The 17,536-nt window shown below is 44.2% G+C and carries 19 protein-coding genes; 10 read left to right on the top strand and 9 right to left on the bottom strand.

Annotation, left to right across the window (positions count from 1 at the left end):
• On the bottom strand, window positions 1–221 hold a 221-nt coding region (locus KUG37_RS08195; RefSeq protein ID WP_216940350.1), incomplete at its 3' end, for an NAD(P)/FAD-dependent oxidoreductase.
• Between the two features lie 186 nt (window positions 222–407).
• On the opposite strand from KUG37_RS08195, the gene KUG37_RS08190 reads away from it, so the two are divergent.
• The 5 genes from KUG37_RS08190 to KUG37_RS08170 all read left to right on the top strand — a co-directional run bounded on the left by KUG37_RS08190 (window position 408) and on the right by KUG37_RS08170 (window position 4,830).
• Complete coding sequence (locus tag KUG37_RS08190) at window positions 408–1,019, top strand: DUF1285 domain-containing protein (protein WP_216935109.1); 612 nt, start codon at window positions 408–410, stop codon at window positions 1,017–1,019.
• 48 nt (window positions 1,020–1,067) lie between these two features.
• Complete coding sequence (gene murI / locus KUG37_RS08185; RefSeq protein WP_216935111.1) at window positions 1,068–1,940, top strand: glutamate racemase; 873 nt, start codon at window positions 1,068–1,070, stop codon at window positions 1,938–1,940.
• A 115-nt stretch (window positions 1,941–2,055) separates the two neighbouring features.
• Window positions 2,056–3,084, top strand: a complete 1,029-nt coding sequence (locus KUG37_RS08180) for a DUF4062 domain-containing protein (RefSeq protein WP_216935112.1) — start codon at window positions 2,056–2,058, stop codon at window positions 3,082–3,084.
• Window positions 3,085–3,149: 65 nt separating this feature from the next.
• Complete coding sequence (gene hemH, locus KUG37_RS08175; protein WP_216935115.1) at window positions 3,150–4,163, top strand: ferrochelatase; 1,014 nt, start codon at window positions 3,150–3,152, stop codon at window positions 4,161–4,163.
• A 22-nt stretch (window positions 4,164–4,185) separates the two neighbouring features.
• Entirely contained in the window at window positions 4,186–4,830 is a 645-nt protein-coding gene (locus KUG37_RS08170) for an MBL fold metallo-hydrolase (protein ID WP_216935117.1), read from the top strand.
• Between the two features lie 640 nt (window positions 4,831–5,470).
• Here KUG37_RS08170 and KUG37_RS08165 read toward each other — a convergent pair.
• Window positions 5,471–5,644, bottom strand: coding sequence for a DNA gyrase inhibitor YacG (locus KUG37_RS08165; RefSeq protein WP_216935119.1), 174 nt, complete (start codon window positions 5,642–5,644; stop codon window positions 5,471–5,473).
• A gap of 84 nt (window positions 5,645–5,728) precedes the next feature.
• Between KUG37_RS08165 and KUG37_RS08160 the strand changes: the two genes are divergently transcribed.
• Complete coding sequence (locus tag KUG37_RS08160; protein WP_216935225.1) at window positions 5,729–6,373, top strand: SAM-dependent methyltransferase; 645 nt, start codon at window positions 5,729–5,731, stop codon at window positions 6,371–6,373.
• Window positions 6,374–6,377: 4 nt separating this feature from the next.
• Window positions 6,378–7,577, top strand: a complete 1,200-nt coding sequence (locus KUG37_RS08155; RefSeq protein ID WP_216935121.1) for a TIGR03862 family flavoprotein — start codon at window positions 6,378–6,380, stop codon at window positions 7,575–7,577.
• A gap of 152 nt (window positions 7,578–7,729) precedes the next feature.
• Here the strand turns inward: KUG37_RS08155 and KUG37_RS08150 are convergent, their stop codons facing one another.
• Both KUG37_RS08150 and KUG37_RS08145 read right to left on the bottom strand, forming a co-directional pair.
• Complete coding sequence (locus KUG37_RS08150; RefSeq protein ID WP_216935123.1) at window positions 7,730–8,317, bottom strand: hypothetical protein; 588 nt, start codon at window positions 8,315–8,317, stop codon at window positions 7,730–7,732.
• 15 nt (window positions 8,318–8,332) lie between these two features.
• The gene (locus KUG37_RS08145) at window positions 8,333–9,109 is read right to left on the bottom strand and encodes a class I SAM-dependent methyltransferase (RefSeq protein ID WP_216935125.1); all 777 of its coding nucleotides are present in this window, start codon (window positions 9,107–9,109) and stop codon (window positions 8,333–8,335) included.
• A gap of 113 nt (window positions 9,110–9,222) precedes the next feature.
• Between KUG37_RS08145 and KUG37_RS08140 the strand changes: the two genes are divergently transcribed.
• The 3 genes from KUG37_RS08140 (at window position 9,223) to KUG37_RS08130 (ending at window position 11,861) form a co-directional block, all read left to right on the top strand.
• Window positions 9,223–10,494 carry a hypothetical protein gene (locus KUG37_RS08140; protein WP_216935126.1) on the top strand — a complete coding sequence of 424 codons (1,272 nt, stop codon included), beginning with the start codon at window positions 9,223–9,225 and terminating at the stop codon, window positions 10,492–10,494.
• Window positions 10,495–10,619: 125 nt separating this feature from the next.
• Window positions 10,620–10,817, top strand: coding sequence for a hypothetical protein (locus tag KUG37_RS08135; RefSeq protein ID WP_216935227.1), 198 nt, complete (start codon window positions 10,620–10,622; stop codon window positions 10,815–10,817).
• Window positions 10,818–10,904: 87 nt separating this feature from the next.
• Window positions 10,905–11,861, top strand: coding sequence for a 2-hydroxyacid dehydrogenase (locus KUG37_RS08130; protein ID WP_216940349.1), 957 nt, complete (start codon window positions 10,905–10,907; stop codon window positions 11,859–11,861).
• A 65-nt stretch (window positions 11,862–11,926) separates the two neighbouring features.
• Here KUG37_RS08130 and KUG37_RS08125 read toward each other — a convergent pair whose 3' ends face one another.
• The 5 genes from KUG37_RS08125 to glyQ all read right to left on the bottom strand — a co-directional run bounded on the left by KUG37_RS08125 (window position 11,927) and on the right by glyQ (window position 17,318).
• Window positions 11,927–12,409 (bottom strand): hypothetical protein, encoded by a 483-nt coding sequence (locus KUG37_RS08125; RefSeq protein WP_216935130.1) that lies wholly within the window; start codon window positions 12,407–12,409, stop codon window positions 11,927–11,929.
• A 244-nt stretch (window positions 12,410–12,653) separates the two neighbouring features.
• A complete protein-coding gene (locus KUG37_RS08120; RefSeq protein ID WP_216935132.1) occupies window positions 12,654–13,043 on the bottom strand; it encodes a hypothetical protein in 390 nt (129 codons plus the stop codon).
• A gap of 161 nt (window positions 13,044–13,204) precedes the next feature.
• A complete protein-coding gene (locus tag KUG37_RS08115) occupies window positions 13,205–14,197 on the bottom strand; it encodes a DUF4062 domain-containing protein (protein WP_216935134.1) in 993 nt (330 codons plus the stop codon).
• A gap of 68 nt (window positions 14,198–14,265) precedes the next feature.
• Window positions 14,266–16,335, bottom strand: coding sequence for a glycine--tRNA ligase subunit beta (glyS, locus tag KUG37_RS08110; protein ID WP_216935136.1), 2,070 nt, complete (start codon window positions 16,333–16,335; stop codon window positions 14,266–14,268).
• Complete coding sequence (gene glyQ / locus KUG37_RS08105) at window positions 16,335–17,318, bottom strand: glycine--tRNA ligase subunit alpha (protein WP_216935138.1); 984 nt, start codon at window positions 17,316–17,318, stop codon at window positions 16,335–16,337. Before glyQ ends, glyS begins: the two co-directional genes overlap by 1 nt.
• Window positions 17,319–17,536: the final 218 nt, after the last annotated feature.

Genomic DNA, 17,536 nt, shown 5'->3' with positions numbered 1-17,536 from the left:
CAGTCCGGGAACAGTTCATTCATGGCACGCGGTTCAAGCACCGCACCAGAAAGAATATGTGCACCCACTTCGGAGCCTTTCTCTACGACACAAACGGACAAATCATTTAAGTTGTTTTCAATTGCAAGTTGACGGATTTTGATCGCAGCAGAAAGACCCGCAGGGCCTGCGCCTACGATGACGACGTCAAACTCCATCGATTCACGTTCGATGTGTTCCATGTAGGACTCCTCATATTACTATTCGGTGGCAACCATAACCGGATGATTGGGTGCTGCCATGAGTGTTCGTGGTTCCTAGACACAAAAATACTGGTGTCTTTGATAATCTGGGCTAGTATAGTTTTAAACCGAGTTTTAGCCAATTGGCTGAAACATATTATTTTTCCGTCATTAAGGTCTTCTTCTATGGATAAGCCAGTACCCAGCACAAATCCGACGAAAAAAGTAACTTATCCCGATGATAAAAATTTAATAGATATCGCACAATACTTAAAAGATGCACAGGGCAGTCACAAAAGGTCAATTCCCCCTTTGGAACAATGGCAGCCAAAGCATTGTGGCGCAATGGATCTGAAGGTTTTAGCCAATGGAGAATGGTGGCACGAAGGTCAATTGATCAAGCGTCAACCGATGATTGACCTGTTTGCAACAGTGCTTTGGAAAGAAAACAATAAATTCTATCTAAAAACACCGGTAGAAATGATTGAAATTGAAGTTGAAGATGAACCCTTATTTGTCAATCAGGTCGATCAGGTCGAGATCAATGGAATGACCTATCTGCGACTGGGCACGACAACACAGGACATGATTATTGTGGATGCCGACCATCCGATTTTTATGCGTGAATATAAAGGCGAGTTGCGCCCTTATGTGCATGTCCGTTTTGGGATCAATGCCCTGATCCAGCGTGCTGCATTTTTACATCTGGTGGAGATGGGCGAACTTGGTGAAAATCCAACAGGAGAAACTGTTTTAAGTTTGAAAAGTGGTGATTTAGACTTGCATTTGAGCACCTGAGGTTTAAGCTTGGTCGCTAGAGTTTTGAAACAAGCCACCTGCAACGTTATGAGCGCTATTCAACTAATTTCCCAGCTATTAGACCCAATGCCCAATGCCACGGCAGATGCGCCGATTGGTATTTTTGACTCCGGCGTAGGCGGCTTGTCAGTTGCGCTAGAAATTGCCCGCCATCTGCCGAATGAGCGCTTTGTCTATTATGCAGATACTGCGCATGTGCCTTATGGCCCGAGAGAGGATCAGGAAATTCGTGCCCTGACGGCTCAGGCGATTGAATGGCTGTATCGTCAGGGTTGCAAGGTTGCAGTGGTTGCTTGCAATACCGCTTCTGCATTTAGTCTGGATTATCTGCGTGAGCATTATGGTGAAAACTTTCCGATTATCGGTCTGGTGCCCGCGCTTAAACCGGCCGTTCTGAATACCCAATCGAAAACGGTTGCGGTACTGGCCACGCCCGCGACCTTCCGCGGTAAGCTGATTAAAGATGTTATTTCCCGTTTTGCTGAACCGGCCCAAGTCAAAGTGCTGCCTGTGACCAGTCTGGATCTGGTGCCTTTTGTAGAGGCTGGAAAACAGATGAGTGAAGCCTGTCTGCAGATATTAAGAGAGATTTTACAACCGGTTGTAGATCAGGGCGCTGATTATTTAGTGCTGGGATGTACACATTACCCCTTCCTAAAACCGTCAATTCAGTATATTTTTGGTCAAAAGCTGACATTAATTGACTCAGGATTCGCAGTTGCAAGACAAACGGCCCGAATTTTAATTAAAAATGGGTTATTATTTGAGCATGAGTCTAAAGAAAGCGTGAAAATTGAACTGGTCGTGAGCGGACAGAATGCTGAACAGCTCCGACCGATTTTGCAGCACCTGATTCCGGCCGATTTAAAATGGCAGATCAGTAATATGAGTACAGTCTAAAACTCATTTTTATAATTTAAAAGAAAGATATTTTTATTTTGGGGTGGCCATATTGGGCAAAGGAGCATGTATTTATGCATTTTTTACCCAAATGTACAGGAGAAGAGGATAGCCCATGCTGGATAAACGGTACCAAGTGTTCATTTCAACCTCTGGGGCAGAAATGCAACCGGAGCGCATCATTCTGGCTCAAACACTGGTGGGAATGGGGTTTTTCTCGTGGGGACTGGAACAGCGTACACCGCTGAATACTGCATTTTCACGCCGCCAGATTGATGACTGCGATTATGTGGTGATTTTGCTGGGCAGCCAGTATGGGGAGCAGTCGGTATCCGGTGTTGGCTATATGCATCTCGAATATATTTATGCGGTCACCAAGCAAAAACCGATTATTGTATTTATGCATGAGGATCCGGCTTCACGTGAAAGTGCATTACATGATGCCAAACCGGAATTACAGGAAAAATTTAAGGAATTCCGTCAACTGCTACAACAGGAAGTAGATCAGGTCTTTACTTACCGCAGCCTGCGCGATCTGGAAATGGCGGTGCGTTTTAACATGCCGCAAATGCTGGAACGTTATCCGGTGACCGGTTGGGTACGTCCGCAAAATACCCAGGCACTGCATGACGAGATTGACCAGCTGAAAGCCAGAGTGGCACAACTGGAACGTGATGGTGGAACTGCAGAAGTCGACCCATTCCTGAGTCTGCCCAAAGTGGCTATGCATGAAGTTTTTTCGTTTGAATACCGGATGCATGCCTATCAGGATGGTAACTTCAAGGAAATCAAGGTTCAGAAAAAACTGACTTGGGCACAATTGCTGGCGCTGCTGGGTTCCACCTTTGTCAATCCGACGCCTGAAGAGTTTTTTTCGAAACGCATGAATGAATATTTGAATGAAACCGGGTTGAGCGATGCCCGGGTGCATATGCCACGTGCGCATGCAGTCGCACGTGCCCAGATGAATATTCGTGCCTTGCATAGCTTAAAAATTCAAATGCGCCAGAATGACTGGATTGTGCCATCTGGTCGTGATGATCGGCAGCGCATGCTGTGGCAGATTACTGCAAAAGCGCAGAAGTTGCTGGACAGCAGCTTGCTGGATTTAGATCGCACTTTTCAATATAAGTCAGCGTATTAATCCATAGAGAGAATAAATAAAAAGCTGTTAAAGTACAGGGGTTGATATCCTGACGGACGAACTGAATGTATTCTCCTGCTAAAGCGAAAGTGACGATTATATTGGCAAACCTGGGCACACCAGATGAACCTACGGTTCCAGCGGTACGCCGTTTTCTCAAGCAGTTTTTGTCTGATCAGCGTGTGATTGAAATTCCCAAACCGATTTGGCAAATCATTCTCCGCTTATTCATTTTACCATTTCGTCCAAAGCGGGTTTCGCAGGCCTATGCGCAAGTATGGGGACAGGATTCGCCAATGCGTGAAATTCTGTTTGAGCAGGTCGCCGCAGTCAAGGCACATTTAACTCGGCTTTATCCGCAGTTTGAACTGAATGTGGTGCCTGCCATGACCTACGGCAATCCGAATATTCAGGATGTTCTCGCAAAAGTAGCTGAACAGCCGCAAGAACACGTGATTCTATTTCCATTGTTTCCACAATATTCAGCCACCTCGACCGCACCTTTATATGATGCAGTAGCGAAATGGGTCGTTAAACAGCGCAATTTGCCCGGTTTGACCGTCATCCGGGATTATTATCAACATCCCTTATTTATCCAGTCACTGGCTCAAAGCGTACGTGATTATCAGGCGGTGCATGGTCAGCCGGAAAAACTGCTGATGTCTTTCCACGGCATTCCTCAGCCCTATGCCGATAAAGGCGATCCCTATGCCGAGCGTTGCCGGATCACAGGCAAGCTTGTGGCTGAAACCCTGGGTTTAAATGAAGATCAATATGCCATCAGCTTTCAGTCACGTTTTGGCAAGCAGGAATGGATCAAGCCCTATACCGATGTTTTGCTGGAAGACTGGGCCAAACAGGGGGTGAAATCAATTCAAGTGATGAGTCCTGCATTTTCCGCGGACTGTCTGGAAACGCTGGAAGAACTCGCCATGGAAAATGCCGAAACTTTTAAATCTCTGGGCGGTGAAAGCTATCGTTATATACCTGCATTAAATAGCCGTGAAGACCATTTGCAGTTGCTCAACTGTCTGCTTCAGGCTAATCTGGATGCATTGACACAGACGCTTGCCCATTAACTTGCCCGAGGTTTTTCACTCTATGTTACAAGTCAAAATTGTTCCGGTTACTGCGTTTCAGCAAAACTGTTCCATCGTTTGGGATGCGGACACTAAAGAAGCCATTTTGATTGATGCAGGGGGTGAACCTGACAAGCTAAAAGCTGAAGTTGAAGCTCTGGGTTTGACGGTTAAAGCCTTATGGCTCACTCATGGTCATCTGGATCATGCGGGTGCTGTAGGTGCGTTAAAAAAGGCTTGGGATGTACCGGTGATTGGGCCGCATAAGGACGATGCATTCTGGCTCGACATGATTCAGGAGGTGTCCGCACGTTACGGTTTTCCGATTCCGGAAAAAGTCGAAGTGACCCAGTGGCTGGAAGGCGGTGAAGTACTCACCCTTGGCAATGAAGAATTTGAAGTGCGTTTTGCCCCGGGACATACGCCGGGTCATGTTATGTTCTATAACAAAAATTATGCCTTATTATGGACAGGTGATGTATTGTTCAAAGGCTCGATTGGCCGGACTGATTTCCCGCGTGGCAACCATCAGCAGTTATTAGATTCTATTCAGCGTGAATGTTTTAGCCTGCCGGATGAGACCCAATTTATTTCAGGACATGGACCAATCAGTACTATTGGTTTTGAAAAGCAGCATAATCCGTTTGTTGCAGGTAAATCGGGTTAAAAGTTTGAACACGGGATTGATGAGTCGGCTGCATCAATCCCGATGAAATGGCCCGCTATAGGAGTGTTTTATTTCTAGAACAATCAGAAGGGCAGCAAGAATTAGTAAAATGCCAATTGCAATAATAACCAGATCGAAAAGATAAATTCCAAAGCTCAAACTTATCAGGCTGAAACCAATACATATAAAAAATAGGATTTTTAAGCACCAAAGCCCCATTGCTTTCTCCTGTATGAATAATTTTTTACTATTTATTGTTATTACACGTGATTACCCAGATATATCATTATTTGAACAGCAATGCTAAACAAAAATCTGTGGGTATTTTTCTCATATGAGTATAGTATAAAAATATTAGTTATTGTTTTTTATTGATAAATAATTGGTTTTTTCACTAGTCATGAATGAATGGTTTTGCAAGATTTTGGGTCGAAGTAAAATATATAGACATGTTCAATTGAGACATAAGAATAAATATATCCCCTAAAAAATGAATCAGATGCTAGGATTGATCATGGATTTTTTTATTTAAAGAACAAAGAAAATATTTTTATTCTATGTGTTTAAGGTTAATCACTGGACTGGATTAACCTTAGATCAAGCTGATGGGGTGGTTGATTATTCAAGATAACCCATCATTTTATTCTTCGCTATTGTCAGCTTGCGGTGCATCTTGAGTAGGCAAGCTATATTCGTCATTGGCCCAAGCACCCAGATCAATCATTTTGCAACGTTCTGAGCAAAAAGGCCGGAAATCATTATCTTCCCAAGTGGTCAGTTTGCCACAACGCGGACAGTTTAAAGTAGTGGGCATGAGGCAACTCCAAAGAAAAATAAAGGTTCGATTAGGCAAATATAGCCGCACTTGTTAGACTTATGCGGTTTTTATTAGTTTGATCTGATTATGCCGATTCGTCAATTTCAAGCACAGCGTATGCATGCGCCCCGTGATTTTCAAAGCATCAGTCCTGAACCGGTCTGCGTTGAAGTCGGGGCGGGTAAAGGTAAACATGCCTTGTTATTCAGCAAGAACAATCCCGACAGTCAACTGATTGCGATTGAACGCACCCGTGAAAAATTTCTGGCGATGCAAAAACAGCATGCTGTTGAAGGTCAAACCAATTTGCAGACCGTTCATGCAGATGCTTTGCCGTGGATCGTGCATGCACTTTATCCTGTACAAGTAGAACAATTTTTTATTTTGTATCCAAATCCTGAACCGCATAATCCGGCACAGCGCTGGGTCAATATGCCATTTTTTGAGTTTATGCTTTCCCGCTTAAAAACGGGTGGTACCATTACCCTGGCCAGTAATATTCCTGCCTATATCGAAGAAGCAGAACAACAGGTACAGCAAATCTGGAAACTGCCTTTCATTAAGGAAGTGATTGCTTCAGATTCGGCGCGTACCCATTTTGAGATTAAGTATCTGGAGCGCGGTGAACTATGCCAGCAGCTAATCATCAGTAAGCCTGAAGGCTATATGACGCGCTTTGATGATTTTCAGCCTTTGCAAGGGCAGAATGCTAGCGTCGCGGAATAATCAGATGAGCAAACGCATTGCTATTGTTGGCGCAGGTCCTGCAGGCTTAATGGCAGCAGAAGTCCTCAGCCAGTTTGACTATGAGCTGCATGTGTATGAGCAAAAGCCGTCTGCTGCACGTAAATTTCTGATGGCAGGTAAAACCGGCCTGAATATTTCCCATGCCGAGCCTGTGGAGCAGTTTGTACAGCGTTATGATCAGGCAGAGTGGTTGTCCCCATGGGTCAAAAAGTGGGACGCTGTCTGGATTCAAAACTGGATGAAACAGCTCGGTATTGAGCCTTATATCGGTTCATCCGGCCGGGTATTCCCGACTGAAATGAAAGCTGCGCCCTTGCTGCGTGCCTGGCTCAAGCGTTTGGCCAGTCATGGCATCCAGTTTCATTACCGGCACAAAGTCAGCCAGTTGCATCAGCAACATCTCGAATTCTATGATTTAAAAACCAAGGAACATCGTACCGAAAAATTTGATGCCATCATTCTGGCTTGTGGCGCAGTGTCCTGGTCGGAACTGGGCAGTGACGGGGCATGGCAAGCCTGGCTAAACCCGGATGAAATTGAGCCTTTTCAGGCCAGTAATGCTGGGGTGGAATATCCGTGGTCTGCGTTTATGCAGCCAGTCTTTGGTCAGCCGCTGAAACGTGTTGCAGCATGGGTCGAACAAGGTGAAAAGACCATCGGCGATATCGTGATCAGCCATTATGGTCTGGAAAGCGGCCTGATCTATAAGCAGGGACGGGGTTTGCGTGAACAACTTAAACAGGGCCAAAAAATGCAGCTTAGTCTGGATCTTTTTCCTGACCAAAGCGTAGAGCAATTGGCGAAAAAATTACAGCCGGGTAAGAAGCAGTCTTTAAGCAATGTCTGGCGTAAAGCCGGATTGGAGGGTGCCAAGGCGGCTTTGGTGCGGGAATTGGTAGCCAAGTCGTTATGGCAAGATTCTGCTGAATTAGCCAGGCAGATTAAAAATCTGACCATTCCACTCACAGGATTCCGCCCGATTGAAGAGGCCATCAGCTGTGCAGGTGGTGTCAAGCGTGAAGTATTATCGGAACAGCTACAGCTGAAATCTAACCCGCGTGTATTTCTCTGCGGAGAAATGCTGGACTGGGATGCACCCACCGGTGGCTATCTGCTGACCGCCTGTTTTGCCACAGGTCGTGCTGCAGCTGAGGGCGTGCATCAGTTTCTGAGAGCGCATTAAGTCATTGTTTGGTCAGAATGAGCGAGTGTTTATGCTGACCTTCAGGCTCGGCAGATCAGGTTTTACATGATTCATGCTTTAAAGCTGTCAGTCCAGTTTAAGGGATGATTTTTGGATTTCATCCCAACTGCATAATAATATTTAATCATCTGTCATTGCTCAACTTTCTTGGAAGATGGTTCTTGCTTGGCGAGATCCTGGTATTGTAAACGCCAGCGTTCCAGTTGCTCTTGGGCATGCAGATATTTCCCTAGCCCTTTTACATTCTCACTGGCTTCATTCACGGTGGCAGCTTGAGTCTGTGGGCTATTGAGCAGTTTGTCCTGATGTTCCCAGTATTGATACATCATGCCTTGGATATAACGGCCCTGTTCGGTTTTTAGATCTAAAGCTTTCAGCATATTCAGAGCTGACTTTACATGATCACGCTGACGTTGCTGGACAAATTCTGCTGTCATATTTTCATCATTGCGCATGCTGTTTAATTCTTTTTCCAGATCACTGCTCATCTCCTGAAAGCGTTTTTCGTAATCCGTCAGTACGGCAATATCATGTGGATCATCGGCAGTTTTTGGAAAATCTTTGAGTGGTTCGGTTTTGAGTTCCTTCATGACTTGATCCGAAGCCATGTTATCTGTTGTCGCTTCAGTTGGAGTTTCGGAAGTTTTCTGATCGCATGCCATCAGCAGCATGGTCACGGCGAACAGCGCCGTTCGTGTCATTCCTGGGATTTTATGCATGATCGCCTCCTGTTTTTAAGTACTTTTCTTGAACACATAAATATGGGTGATATAAGGAAAATCTATCATTTCTTCTGAGTGCTTGGCTGTATATTGCTGGATGATCTGTTCAAATTGTAATTTGAGCTGAACTTGCTGCGCGGTGGGCATGGCTGCAATAAAACTGGTCGAGAGCAAGCGTTTGGATACTACCTGCTCCACGGGACCGTGCTGTTGCTGGGTCATTGTGGTTTCTGCATAGGGCTGAAATAGTGTTTGCTGTGCAAAGACTTCGCGCCAGGCACCACTATGAAAGCGTGGGGCATCACCTTCTAAGGGTGCAATACAATCAGCGAGGGCCTGAACCCAGTCCACCCGAGTATCGCGCTGATTCCAGATTAAGACCAAAAAACCATGCGGTTTAAGCACCCGATCTAGTTCTTTCAAGCTGGCAGCGTTGGCAAACCAGTGAAATGACTGTGCACAGAATACTGCATTCAGGCTATGATCAGGCAGGGGAAGCTGATGGCTAACGCCTTCAATCGCATCAATGTCCGGATGAGCCATTTTTAATTGAGCCAGCATTTCCGGAACAGGATCAACAGCAATGATGTGCCTGCTGAGGGGACGTAAATAGGGAATAAATTTGCCGGTACCACTGCCTAAATCCAAAAGATGCGCATCTGCAGCTAAACCCAGCATCTCGTTCAGCCACTGGCTGATTTCTGCCGGATAATCGGGACGTACTTGCTGATATAGCTCAGCAGACCTACTAAAACCCCGTTTTGCTGCAGGATGTAATGATTGTGTCATATTTTGCGCTTTTTAATCTTTTTGATCGATATAAAATAGCATATTCACTTTTTTGACAGCGTTCATTGATTGAATTGTTGTGGAAGGGTTCGATTTACCAGCACGGGAAAGTTATGGACAAGCAGATTGTTTTTGAAGATGAACATATACGCGCGATTTTTATGCCGGGATCTTCTTCAGAACTGATTTTTTCATTTGGCGATTTGATTACCCGTGCCAAGGGCCTCAACATCAATGCAGAAAAGTCACTGGCGAAATTTGAATTTAACGTGCTCGGCATTATGCCCAAGCATAAATCCTGGTTTCCGCAAGGTTCCATGTGGAACATGTTGCAGGCAGTTGCAGAACTTATTGCACCGTTCCAGCAACGGATTGCCTATGGTGGTTCAATGGGGGGCTATGCCGCGATTAAATATTCCCGTACCTTGGGCGTACAACGGGTAGTGGCGATGGTGCCGCAATATTCAATTGATCCGGAAGATGTGCATGATGCCCGCTACAACATGTTCTATCAGCCAGAGCTGAATGCCGGGATGCGGGTTGAGGCCAAGGATATCGACCCTGCTTGCGAATATATTATTGTTTATGATCCCTACTGTGCCGAAGATCGGGCGCATTATCTGAAATTAAAAACACTGATTCCGCATCATCATGTGCTGCATCTGCCTTTTACCGGGCATGATGCGATTGCAGTTCTGGCCAGTTCCGAGCTGCTGTATGACTTTTTAGTGCATGACTATGAGCCTCGCTATTTTTACCAGAAAATGCGCAGGGTCAAGAAAAACAGCAAGTTCTATTACCGCAAGGTGATTGAAAATGTCTTGCCACGACACCGGATGGCTTTAGGGCAGATCCTGAAAAACAATGATCTGCAACTGGATAACCAGTTTTTTGATGCCAGCCAGAAACAGGTAATCCTGCGGGAACTGTTGCAAAATAAACAGGTCGATCAGCATGACCTGCTCAAGCTCGGCATTCATGTGAATTTACCGCAGGAAAACCGTCAGTTGCTGTTGGACCAGTATGGACATGGTCTGGTATTTAATGTCATTAGCCATAAAATAGAAAGTTATGCAGAAGGCGCGATTGCCCTGAATCATAAATTCCTGATTCCAATTTATGCCAAAGGCAATGGTTTATTGAGCATTAATCTGAATGATGAGCGTTATCTGGTGGTAATGAACGACCGTCATATCATGAAACTTGTCAAAGAAAATGATGCCTTGTCGGTCGGTATGCACCCGATTTTAATGAAGCGTTATAGCGATTTTTATATATTTAGCTATAAGCAGCTGAATCTGAGCACCAATGAATATGGCGCTGCTGCTTTTATTGAGGCTAGTGACAAAAATACGCAGTTTGTGACACAGAGTGAAACAAATTAACTAAAATTATTTATAAAAAACAAATACTTGACATGTGATGAGCTTGGCATAATATAGAGAAAAGCGGTAAAAATAATAGACTAATTATATCGCTCCCGATGTTTGAAGCGAAGAAGGGGATCTCTATCATGCAAGCAACTCGGATGATGCAAGTGTGTTTTATCTTCGGTTTGGCTTTGCCGAATCTGGCACATGCAGGAAGTGTGCATCCTGCGGTGATCATGGTCAGTGCGTCCATTATCTTTATGATTATCCTGTCAGTATATGTGGTGTATCGGATCCGCAAGTCACTACGTAATCACATGGATAAACCGCTGGATTAATCCTTTCCGGCTGAAAAAGGTTGAAAAGCCTGAATGACCTGTTTTAAATGACAGGAATAAATTGTCAACAGGATTGAGGGAACAGCCGTGAAAGCCGTTTATTTAGACTATGCTTCTTTAGACCAGCAGTATTTGGACTTTCAGGCACTGCATGCAGCATTTGATCCGCTGGTTTTGTATCCCACGACTTCGGCTGCCGAGATTATGTCCCGTGTGGCCGATGCTGAAGTCATTATCAGCAACAAGGTAGTGATTGATGCTGCCACGATTCAGCAATGCCCTGAGCTTAAACTGATTTTAATCTCGGCAACCGGCACCAATAATGTCGACCTTGAGGCGGCCAAAGCACGCGGTATCGTCGTGTGTAACTGTCAGGCTTATGGCACCTCGGCAGTCGCACAGCATACGATTATGCTGATGCTGAATCTGGCGACTTCATTCCTGAGTTATCAACGTGCATTGCAACAGGGCGAATGGCAAAAGGCCAGCCAGTTCTGTCTGCTGGATGCACCGATTGTTGAATTGGCCGGAAAAATCCTGGGCATCGTGGGTTATGGTGAACTGGGCCATGCGGTGGCTAAACTGGCCGAGGCCTTTGGCATGAAAGTTTTGATTGCTGCGCTGCCAAACCGTGCAGTGGATGCATCCCGTGTGCCATTTGCCGAGCTGCTTGCTCAAGTTGATTTTCTCAGTCTGCATTGTCCACTTAGCGAAGACACCCGACATTTAATCAGTCATGCTGAACTGGAGGCAATGAAAACCAGTGCATTTTTAATTAACTGTGCGCGTGGTGGCATTGTCGATGAAGCCGCTTTGGCTGAGGCGTTGCGAGCAGGCAAGATTGCCGGGGCAGCGACGGATGTTCTAACGGTAGAGCCACCGAAGCAGGGCAATGTACTACTGGACCCTACGATTCCAAACCTGATTGTGACGCCACATAATGCCTGGGGCAGTGTCGATGCACGGCAACGTATTGTGGATCAGATGGTCGAAAATGTAGCAGCATTTAAACAGGGTCAGCCGATTCGTCAGGTCAATGAATAGATCAAGTCGATAACAAGATAACTGTTTTATGCTCTGACAATAAAAAAGCCCGTCACGGGCTTTTTTTATAGATCAGTGATTGCATAACTGGTGGCTGAGCCTGAACCAGATTGAGGCTGCATCTGTGGTGTTGTCGTTTGCTGAGGTGCAGAGGACTCACTCAAAGGCTGCTGCACAATCGGTGCTGCCTGCTGTGAATTACCGCGCCAGACTTCTTTGGTCTGCTGGATTTTCTGACCGGTTTGTTGGGCTGCCTGAGTTGCACCCTGATCTACTTTTTGCAGGGTATCCAAGGTTGCAGATTTGGTATTGCTCCAGGCCCGGTCGACGCCCGGCTTGATTTTGGCAATGCCTTTTTCAGTCACTTCACCCACTTTCTCGGCAGTATTCACTACGCCTTCCTGCGCTTTATAAGCAAAGACATGCAGCAGGTTCGGATTTTCACCATAAGGCTTCACCGGTTTAGTGGGCTGAGTCGTGGTTTGTGCAAATGCCGGAACAGAAAGCATTAAAGCAGTAGTTAAAATAATGGGGGTTTTGATGTTCATTATGCATCGACCTCGAATTCGTCTGAGTGCGGCCTGAGTTTGTTTTTCAGTGTAACGGATAATAAGTCAAAAACAATGAATATCCTGTGAAGGGAGCAGGGCTTTCAGGTCGAATTGTGGCGGAATATTGTAATTTTAAAAGAGAGGATCGTAGATATTAAACAGGAATGTTGGATTGATTTTTAGCAAAATAAATAGCCCTGTTTTTATATGAAAAGCTATATTAAAAACAGGGCCATATTTTTTAGTCACATTGTGTCAGTGCATCTTTGGCAAAATGTTCGCGTAAGCTGACAAAGTTCTTTTGTACGCCAGCATCGTGCAGGTTAAATTTTTGTGCGCTGCTGGTGCCATCGCGCTGGAAAGTTGCAGAGCCGGCATCTATCAGGGCCATGCCTTTAAATGACCACTGTTCAATGACACGGTTATTGCCAATATTGCCGGTAAATTCAATCACGCATTTGTCGAGGAATTTGGTCAGTTTTGCCTTGTTGTTGGTGGTCGCAGGTACAACCTCGAGGTTTTGTACTTCCTGCAAGACACCAATTTGAAGCTGTGGAATTTTGGGTGCAGATGTACACGCTGAAAGAGCAATACCCGCAAGACCAGTCAAAATAAGAGCTTTAAATTTCATATGATTCTTTCTTGTTGAGTGTTGTTGAGATGAGTATAGGGAATAGATGATAAGTTGGCTAGATGACATCTGAGTATTATTCAGTTCATAAAGTAGAACAATATAATTTACTGTTGAGTTTTGAAATTAAATTTTTTAAGATGAATTGTGGAACCAATAAACTAATCATATGACCATAAACTTAATGATAATAGAGATCTTAATTCATTTAGGTCATTTAATAATGAATAATTTTTATTATCAACATGATTTAACGCTAAATTATAAATTTGATCATGTATGGGTAGCCCGCTTTGAATCAATCTTTTGATAAATTCTTTTGGAGAGTCTGAGATTGTTATAAGGTTAATTAAAGTATCGAGTTGTTTATAATTGAGACTTTCTCCATTAAAAAGATAACTAAATATAAATAATTGATGTAATTGTTCTATAAAATGTGCCCTAGTGATTTTCTCATTTTCAGCTTTAATAATATCATTTTTAGATAGTTTATTATCTGCATTGATTAAAACCTCTAAATAATTTTTTAAGGTTAAATTCAGTGTTTCAAGATGTCTAATTTGACTTTGAAGGGATTCAAATTTTTTTGAATTCCCTCGTTTAACTAAGAAATCTTTAAATAATCCAGACCATTGTTCTTTTAGCCATTCTTCTATTTCATTGTATTTCTCAAAGGAAAAAATGGGGTTGTTGTTTGGTTTATTATGGATATCATCAATTAATTTAAAGATATTTATATTATCAACATGGGCATACTTAATTGAATCATTATTTCGATTGTTTTTAAAGGTTTGATATTCAGCATATACGCCTTTTTCAACTAAAATATAAGTTGGAATGTGGTTGTTATGAGCGGTTTCGTATTCTTTCTTTGTAATGCTATTATAATCTGTGTATTGAGTGCTTTCTTTGATTTTGGGTTCATTACTAATAATGGAGCCGTAGCGACCTCCTATAATTAATACAAAAATATCTGCTGATTCGGCTTCTCTATAACAAGAAATATCTAATGGATCATCTCCAATAAAAGCAATTTGTCCTTTTTCAAATAGAATTGATTCATAGCCTAATGAATCAATGAATAAGCTTAAAGATGCCCTTATATGTTTTAAATCATAGTATGTTGAACTTACAAAAATACGTGGTTTTGCCATCTTATATCTCAATAAAAAACCCCACTAAGTTATAGCGGGGTTTAGTTTAAACTTCAAGCAATTAAAACTTAGTGCTGTAATACCGAAATATCAGCCACTTTGGTAAACAACTCACGCAATTGAGCAAGCATACGTAAACGGTTTGCCTTAAGGTCAGCATCATCAGCCATCACCATGACACCATCAAAGAACGCATCCACTGGCGCACGAAGTGCAGCTAGAGCAGATAATGCAGCAGTGTAGTCTTTAGCAGCAAATAACGGCTCAACTACAGGCGTGATTTTCGAAAGTTCAGCGAACAATGCTTTTTCAGCATCTTCAACCAAGCTTGCTTCAACCACTGAACCTTCAGGCGCAGCTTCTTTGGCAAGAATGTTGGCAACACGCTTGTTGGCAGCAGCAAGAGCCGCAGCTTCAGGAAGTTCACGGAAATGATTGACCGCATTAACACGCTTGTCAAAATCCAGCGGTGATTTTGGAGACAAAGCTTGAACCGCTTGAATCACGTCAACAGCAACACCCTGATCTTCATATTTCGCACGGTAACGACCCTCAAGGAATGCCACTGCATCTTTTAAAGTCTTGTCGTGATCTTTCAATACATCGCCATACGCAGCAAGTGCAAGTTTGATCAAATCTTCAATTGAAACATCAAGCTCGTTTTCAGTTACAAGACGCAAAATACCAATGGCAGAACGACGCAACGCAAATGGGTCTTTTGAACCTGTAGGCGCTTGACCAATGCCAAAAATACCGGTCAATGTATCTAAACGGTCGGCAAGGGCAATCGTTGTACCTGTTTTAGTTTTCGGTAAAACATCACCCGCAAATTTAGGGAGGTATTGCTCACCTAAAGACTCAGCCACTTCATCATTTTCGCCTTCAAGACGGGCGTAGTACGTACCCGCGATGCCTTGAAGTTCAGGGAACTCACCTACAAGCTCAGAGGTTAAGTCGCATTTCGCAAGCAGGGCTGCTTTTTCAGCATCTTCAGCCTTAGCACCGGTAATAGGCGCAAGTGCAACAGCCAGTTTTGCAATACGTGTCGATTTGTCCCACAGTGTACCAAGCTCAGCCTGGAATACCATGTTCGCCAGTTTCTCTTTACGAGAAGCAAGCGGTTGTTTCTGGTCTTGCAGGAAGAAGAATTCGGCATCCGACAAACGGGGACGAACCACTTTCTCGTTACCTTCAATGATTTGTGCCGGGTCTTTCGACTCAATGTTCGACACAGTAATGAAGTACGGTTGAAGTTTGTTGTCGCTGTTCACCAGGCAGAAGTACTTTTGGTTGTCCTGCATGGTGGTAATCAACGCTTCTTGCGGAACCGCAAGGAAACGTTCTTCGAAGCTGGCACGAAGTGCAACAGGCCATTCAACCAGTGCTGTCACTTCGTCACGAAGATCCGCAGGGACAATCGCAATGGCGTTGACTTCATCAGCCAAAGCTTTGACTTGTTGATCGATGATCGCTTGACGCTCTTCAAAAGAAGCCACAACGTGCGCCGCTTTTAATTTCGCAAGATATTCATCTGCATGGTTCAGCACAATTGCTTCAGGCGCGTGGAAGCGGTGACCATAAGTCACGTTGCCAGCTTTGTGATCCTGAATCGTTGCATCAATGACGTCGTTGTCTTTCAGCAATACTACCCATTTTACAGGACGCACAAATTCAGTACGGCTTGCTGCAGAACGCATACGTTTTGCGATTGGCAGGTTGTCTAACGCATTTTGCAAGATTTGCGGTAAAAGTACGTCCAGGCTTTGGCCTTTCACATCTTTTAAGTAGCAGACTTTTTCAACTTTACCCGCTTGGAAAGTAGATACTTGATCTACAGTAATACCTTGACCACGCATAAAGCCTTCTAATGCTTTGGTTGGTTTACCTTCAGCATCAAACGCTGCCTGTTTGGCAGGGCCATCAAAACGTTTTTGTGTGTCTGCTTGAGCGCCATCAACATTGATAATTTTAAGCGCCAGACGACGTGGTGCTGCATAGGCTTCAATTGCATCGAATGCCAGACCGGCATCTTTTAAGCCTTTAACGGTTTCAGCGTGCAACGCATCACGTAATTTTTTTAAGCTTTTTGGTGGAAGTTCTTCACAACCCAATTCGAACAAAACGGTATGTTTAGACATTATTTGCTCTCCTTGTGGGCTTCTTTCGCTTCTGCTTCAACTTGTGCTTTTAATTGTGCCAGAACTTCATCACGTAACTGTGGTTCAGCCATTGGGAAGCCAAGCTTCGCACGTGCTGCCACGTAGCTTTGTGCAATTGAACGTGCCAAAGTACGTACACGTAAAATATAACGCTGACGTTCAGTCACTGAAATCGCACCGCGAGCATCCAGCAGGTTGAAGCTATGTGATGCTTTAATGACTTGTTCATACGCAGGCAATGGCAGTTCCGCTTCGATTAAACGCGTTGCTTCAGCTTCGTAGAAGTCGAACAATTCAAACATTTTTTCAACGTTGGCATATTCGAAGTTATAGGTCGATTGTTCTACTTCATTTTGATGGAATACATCGCCATAGGTTACTGTACCGAACTGACCTTTGGTCCAAACCAGATCGTAAACTGAATCTACACCTTGCAGGTACATAGCTAAACGCTCAAGACCATAGGTGATTTCACCAGTCACCGGGTAGCATTCCACACCACCGACTTGCTGGAAGTAAGTGAACTGTGTCACTTCCATACCATTCAGCCAAACTTCCCAGCCTAGGCCCCAAGCACCTAATGTTGGAGATTCCCAGTTGTCTTCTACAAAACGGATGTCATGAACCAGTGGGTCAATCCCGATTGCTTTTAACGAGTCGAGGTAAAGCTGCTGGATATTGTCCGGGTTTGGCTTCAGCACCACCTGGAACTGGTAGTAATGTTGCAGACGGTTCGGGTTTTCACCATAACGGCCATCCTTGGGACGGCGTGATGGTTGAACGTAAGCTGCGTTCCAGGTTTCAGGCCCTAGTGCACGAAGGAAAGTCGCAGTGTGGAATGTCCCTGCACCCATTTCCATATCATAAGGTTGCAAAATGACGCAGCCTTGCTCCGCCCAGTAAGTTTGTAAGGCAAGAATTAAGCCTTGGAAGGTATCAATATGCGATATGGCGCGACTCATGGTCATCCACTTAAAATTAGAGAAAAATTGTGCTCAATTATAAGGACTTTGCAGGGGAGTGGCAAAGGGTTAATGTGAGGATCCTTTTTTGAAAAAAACAAAAGAGACTGAAACGATGCGGGCATGGATCGGCATACTGTAATTTTGGCTTTCATGGTCGATGACCGCGGGTCTGAAAGCAGGAATAAATCAGATGGATGACCTGCTGTAAACTCGAG

The organism is Acinetobacter sp. BY419 (genome assembly GCF_019038395.1).
Classification (GTDB): Bacteria; Pseudomonadota; Gammaproteobacteria; order Pseudomonadales; family Moraxellaceae; genus Acinetobacter.
The sequence above is the reverse complement of the archived record's forward strand: the minus strand, read 5'-3'. Positions and strand labels throughout refer to the sequence as shown.